The sequence below is a fragment of the Streptomyces sp. NPDC059477 genome (genome assembly GCF_042749375.1).
Lineage (GTDB): Bacteria > Actinomycetota > Actinomycetes > Streptomycetales > Streptomycetaceae > Streptomyces.
The window spans coordinates 32,114-36,923 of sequence record NZ_JBHYUG010000066.1 but is presented as its reverse complement, the minus strand read 5'-3'; the positions used below and the strand labels follow the sequence as shown (position 1 = coordinate 36,923).

The 4,810-nt window shown below is 74.6% G+C and carries 4 protein-coding genes; all 4 read right to left on the bottom strand.

Annotated features, from left to right (window positions below):
• Nucleotides 1–122: 122 nt before the first annotated feature.
• Nucleotides 123–773, bottom strand: coding sequence for a peptide deformylase (gene def, locus ACFXAZ_RS27760; protein ID WP_384596748.1), 651 nt, complete (start codon nt 771–773; stop codon nt 123–125).
• A 175-nt stretch (nt 774–948) separates the two neighbouring features.
• On the bottom strand, nt 949–1,929 hold the full coding sequence (locus ACFXAZ_RS27755; RefSeq protein WP_384596768.1) for a tetratricopeptide repeat protein: 981 nt from the start codon (nt 1,927–1,929) through the stop codon (nt 949–951).
• A gap of 149 nt (nt 1,930–2,078) precedes the next feature.
• Nucleotides 2,079–3,311 (bottom strand): HD-GYP domain-containing protein, encoded by a 1,233-nt coding sequence (locus ACFXAZ_RS27750; protein WP_384596746.1) that lies wholly within the window; start codon nt 3,309–3,311, stop codon nt 2,079–2,081.
• The gene (locus ACFXAZ_RS27745; RefSeq protein ID WP_384596744.1) at nt 3,308–4,624 is read right to left on the bottom strand and encodes an HD-GYP domain-containing protein; all 1,317 of its coding nucleotides are present in this window, start codon (nt 4,622–4,624) and stop codon (nt 3,308–3,310) included. Before ACFXAZ_RS27745 ends, ACFXAZ_RS27750 begins: the two co-directional genes overlap by 4 nt.
• Nucleotides 4,625–4,810: the final 186 nt, after the last annotated feature.

Here is a 4,810-nt window from a genome sequence, read left to right as displayed (position 1 = left end):
CCGCGCCCGCCCCCCCCCCCCCCGCGGGCCCGCCCCCCCCCCCCCCCCGCGCCCCACCCCGGCCCGCCCCCCGTCGGTCGGGCGCGTGGGGCGGCCGCGCGGACCCGCCGCCCCGGCTGCCGTCAGTCGTTGGCGACCACGGGGTAGCGCGGCTCGTTCTCGGCCATCTGCCGCAGCGCGTCCTTGCGCTCGCGCTTGGACAGCCGGTCGATGTAGAGGTAGCCGTGCAGGTGGTCGGTCTCGTGCTGCAAACACCGAGCGAAGTACCCGGTGCCCCGCACCTTGATCGGATTGCCCCGTTCGTCCTGCCCGGTCACCTCGGCGTAGTCCGGCCGCGCCAGCGGCGCGTAGGCCCCCGGGACCGACAGACACCCCTCGTTGCTGTCGTCCAGCCGCCGCCGGTCCGCGGGCAGCTCGGCCACCTTCGGGTTGCAGACCACACCCACATGCCGGTTGCCGTCGTCGTCCGGGCAGTCGTACACGAACACCTTCAGATCGACCCCGACCTGATTCGCGGCGAGCCCCACGCCCTCGGCGGTCCGCTGGCTGGCAAACATGTCGTCGATCAGCCGCCGCAGCTCGTCGTCGAAGACGGTGACGTCCCGGCACTCCTTGTGCAGCACCGGATTGCCCACGACCGTGATCGCCCGCGAGCCCCCCCGCTCCCGGTACGCCAGCTCCCGCTCCTCGCAGTCCTCCGTGTCCACGACAAACCCATCACCGTCGACGGGAAGCACGCCCACGTGCTGCTGTTCGGTGTCCTGCTGAGCCATGACGGACGTACGCCTTCCTACACAAGAACAGGGAGAAGATACCGATACAGGGTACGCGCGACGCCGCTCGCTGAGGGCCGCAGCCTCGGCTCGATCACGGGCACGACAACCGGCCCCTCAGGGGCGCGGGGAACTGCGCGAGAAGCGACCACGACCCGCACCCGGCAACAAGAGATCAACACACCTCTTCGAGATCCCGCCAGTCCCGAGACTCCGGCGAGTCAGCCACCCACCCATCCAGCAACCCCCGTACCAAGGAAGCCGGCGCAGCCACCCCGCACTCCCGCTCCGGCACCCACAGCTGCCCGTCCGTCCGGTGCCCCAGCGGCCCCGGCGCCCCCGGCTCACTGTGATCGTGCGGGTCGTGATGCTCCCCGTCGCCCTCGTCGGACGGCATCCGGGACTCCGAGCAGAGCCGGCACAGCAGCCGCACGGACGACGACCAGTCCTCCGCCGCGAACCCGGCATCGGCCGCGAGCTGCTCCAGCGCGTCCCGGTCGGCCTCGGTGGCGGCGTCAAGCAGCACCACCCAGGTCGGCACCGGCGACGGCGCCCACAGCTCGATCTCGTCGAAGACGGGGTAGGAGTGCCCGGCGGTCGTGGTCCGCTCGCCGTGCGGCACCCCGTCGTGCAGCACGACCTCGCCCCAGCGCCGCCCGGACGACGGCAGCGGGATCGACAGCACCTCGATCCGCGCCGGATCCAGCCGCCGCCCCCACACCACCTCGGCCTCGCCCTCCGGCGACAGCCGTACGGCGGCACTGCCCAGGTCCATCCCGACCGGCTCCCCGGCGGCGGTGGCACCGCCCGGCACATGCAGCCCGTACGCCTGCCAGGCGCGGCGGGCCAGCGGCCAGTCCTGGAGGGCGGTGGCGGCGATCCCGACGTTCCACCAGTCGGGTGCCCCGGTCTCCCGCTCCAGCAGGGCGACGGCCCGCAGCCCGGCGGCTCTGGCCTGCTCCCAGTCGTGCCGGAACTTGTGCAGCAGGGCGAGGTTGAACCAGGACTCCGACAGCCAGGGTTCCAGGTCGGCCGCCCGTGTCAGCAGCGCTCCCGCGTCCTCGTACCGGCCGTCGCCGATCAGGGTGAAGGCGCGGTCCGTGGCCTGCCGCCAGGAGGCGGAGGGCCGGTGCCGTCCCTTGCCGAAGATCCTCACGATTCCCGCCTGCCAGTTCCGTTCGGTGGGCTGGCTAATGCCCCCGGACACCCTCTTCCTCGCATCCAACCACGTACGGCTGGAAGGGCGCTCATTACCCATGGGTTACCCAGCCGGGCCCGGGGTAGACCATGCCGTTTCGCCACCGCTCAACCACCCGCCCCCCGGTTCGCCAGCACCCGCGCGAGCGCCTCCACGACCTCCGGGGCGTAGTCCCCGGCGGTGGCGAGGCGCAGCTCCTCCAGCGCGGTGAGCGGCCCCCCGGGACCGGTGTCCCGGGCCTTCTCCTCGTACGCGTTCACCGCGCGGACGATCCTGGCGGCCACCGGCTGTTCGCGGTAGGGGTCGGCCTGCCGTTCCACCACCGCCGCGACGGCCGCGTTGACGCCGGTCTGCCGGACGACCGCGCCGCCCAGCAGCGCGATCCGGCGCTGTTCGGCGGCGGGCAGCGAGGCCGTGGCACCGGCCGGGACCGGGTCGACCAGGCTGAGCTGGCCGATGTCGTGCATCAGGGCCGCGTACTCCAGCACGGTCAGCTCCGGCTCGGTGAGCCCGAGATCGCGGCCGACGGCCTGGCTGAGCGCGGCGACCCGGTGGGCGTGCCCGGCCGGTGTGTACCCGGCGATCTCGGTGGCCCGCGCGAGGGAGGCGATGGTCTGCCGGTAGGTGGCCCGGACGGCGGAGTAGCGCCGGAAGGTGACCTGCGCGAGCAGCAGCGGCAGCGCGAACAGCGGGAGCGCCCACAGCCCGGCGACCGCGACGCCGAGCGCCATCACCGCGCCGGTCGCGCACACCGCCGAGCCGATCCCGCGCATCGCCCGCAGTTCCTCGCGCAGCAGCGGGCCGAAGGGCCAGCCGGTGCGGGAGTGCGCGAAGGCGGCGGCGAGCACGCCGTCGCACAGCGCGGTGAGCGCGAGGATGGTGACGAGCAGCAGGGCGTACCCCGGGCCGCCCCAGTCGTCGAACACGCCCTGGGTGTACAGCGGCTGGAAGCAGACGGCGGCGAATCCGGCGGCGAGCACCCGCCGGGAGAGATGGTCGAGGGTGGATCCGCGTCCGCGCGCGATGTGCGGCACGCTCCCCGCCAGGGCGGCGGCGAAGACCACGGTGACGATCTGCGCGACCCCGTGCCCGGTCGGCGCCCCGGCCACCTCCCCGAGCAGCGCGTACGACAGTGCCCCGGCGGCCCCGAGCGGCGCCGCCTCCCGGCCCTGCGCCCAGGTCCACCGGGTCAGCTCCCCCACCGCCACCAGCAGCCCGAACGCCAGCGCGATCCCCCGGTCCGCCAGCCCGTCCCACAGGGTCACCCCGAGCGATCCGCCCGCGACCAGGCCCGCGCCCCCGTGGACCAGCCTCCGCAGGACACAGACCCCGGGGTTCACCGATGCGCTCCCTGTCTGCGCACCGCGGGCAGCGAGACGCGCGGCGTCAGGGTCTCGTCCGCGGTGACCGCCGGATGCCAGCCGGCGTCGGTGGAGGCCCGGCCCAGGGCGCGGACCAGGGCCTCGACCATGCGCGGGTCGAACTGGGCACCGGCGCAGCGGCGGAGTTCCGCGAGGGCGGCGGGGACCGGGCGGGCGCGGCTGTAGGAGCGGGTGGAGGTCATGGCGTCGAAGGCGTCGGCGACGGCGACGACCCGGGCGGGCTCGGGGATCTGCTGGCCGACGAGGCCGTACGGGTAGCCGCTGCCGTCGAGGCGTTCGTGGTGGTGCAGGATCGCCGAGCGGGCCTCGCCGAGGAAGCCGATGCCGCGCACCATCTCGTGGCCGTACTCCGGATGCAGTTCGATGACCCGGCGTTCCTCGGGGGTGAGCGGTCCGTCCTTGCGCAGCAGCCGGGTGGGGACGCCGAGCTTGCCGACGTCGTGCAGGATCCCGGCGAAGCGGATCAGTTCGACGCGCTCCTCGTCCAGGCCGAGTTCACGGGCGATCATCATGGACGCCCGGCCGACCCGCTCACTGTGCCCCCGGGTGTAGCCGTCCTTGATGTCGACGGCCTGCACCAGCGCGCGGATGGTCGCCTGATGGGCCGCGCTCTCCCGGTGGTACTGGGCGAAGGCCCACCACGACACGCACATCGGCAGCAGCACCAGCAGCGCGGCCACCGGGCCGTACGGGCTGCGCCACAGCACGGCCATCATCAGCCCGGCGAGTCCGTGCACGGCGACCGGCGCCAGCGAGCGGGCCAGCAGCCCGCGCCAGGCCCGCCGCACCGGCACGCCCTCGGCCAGCACCAGGATCCCGCCGTCCAGCGCGGTCAGCACCAGGCCGAAGGCGAGCACGGCGGCCCCGGCCGGAAACAGCGCGTAGGGGAAGTCGGAGGCGACGACCGCGTCCCGGCCGCCGAACAGCCAGTGCATGTGGGTCGCGGTCCAGACGGCGAGCACCAGCCGGGCGGCCCGCCACAGCCGCCGCCAGCCGCGCGGGCGCTGCTCGACCTCGGCTATCAGCGCGCCCGGCAGGACGACGAGGGCGGCGGCGGGCGCCGGCAGCAGGAACGCGCCGGCCAGCAGGACGGGGTAGCAGGTGCCGGCGAAGCGCCGGCGGGCGAGCCGCTCCCCGGCCGCGTGCAGCGCGGCGAGCAGGGCGACGGCCCACCAGGGCGTACGCAGTCCGGGCAGCGGGGTGAGACAGGCGAGCGCGGCCAGCGCGGTACAGGCGATGTACACACGGGCCCGTGCCGGTCTCGCCTCCATGACGCCCTCCCCCGACGTGCCTGTCCAGGCTCCGGAGCCTAGGACGGCACGGGGCGGCACGCGGGCGGATAACCCGTCGATTAGCACGTTCGAGTGACACAGACCCGGGCCCCGGGTCTCCCCGGGCCGCCGGTCAGGGAGGGCGGGGGAGAACAGCGGCGCCCGGGGGCGGCACCACACCGCGCG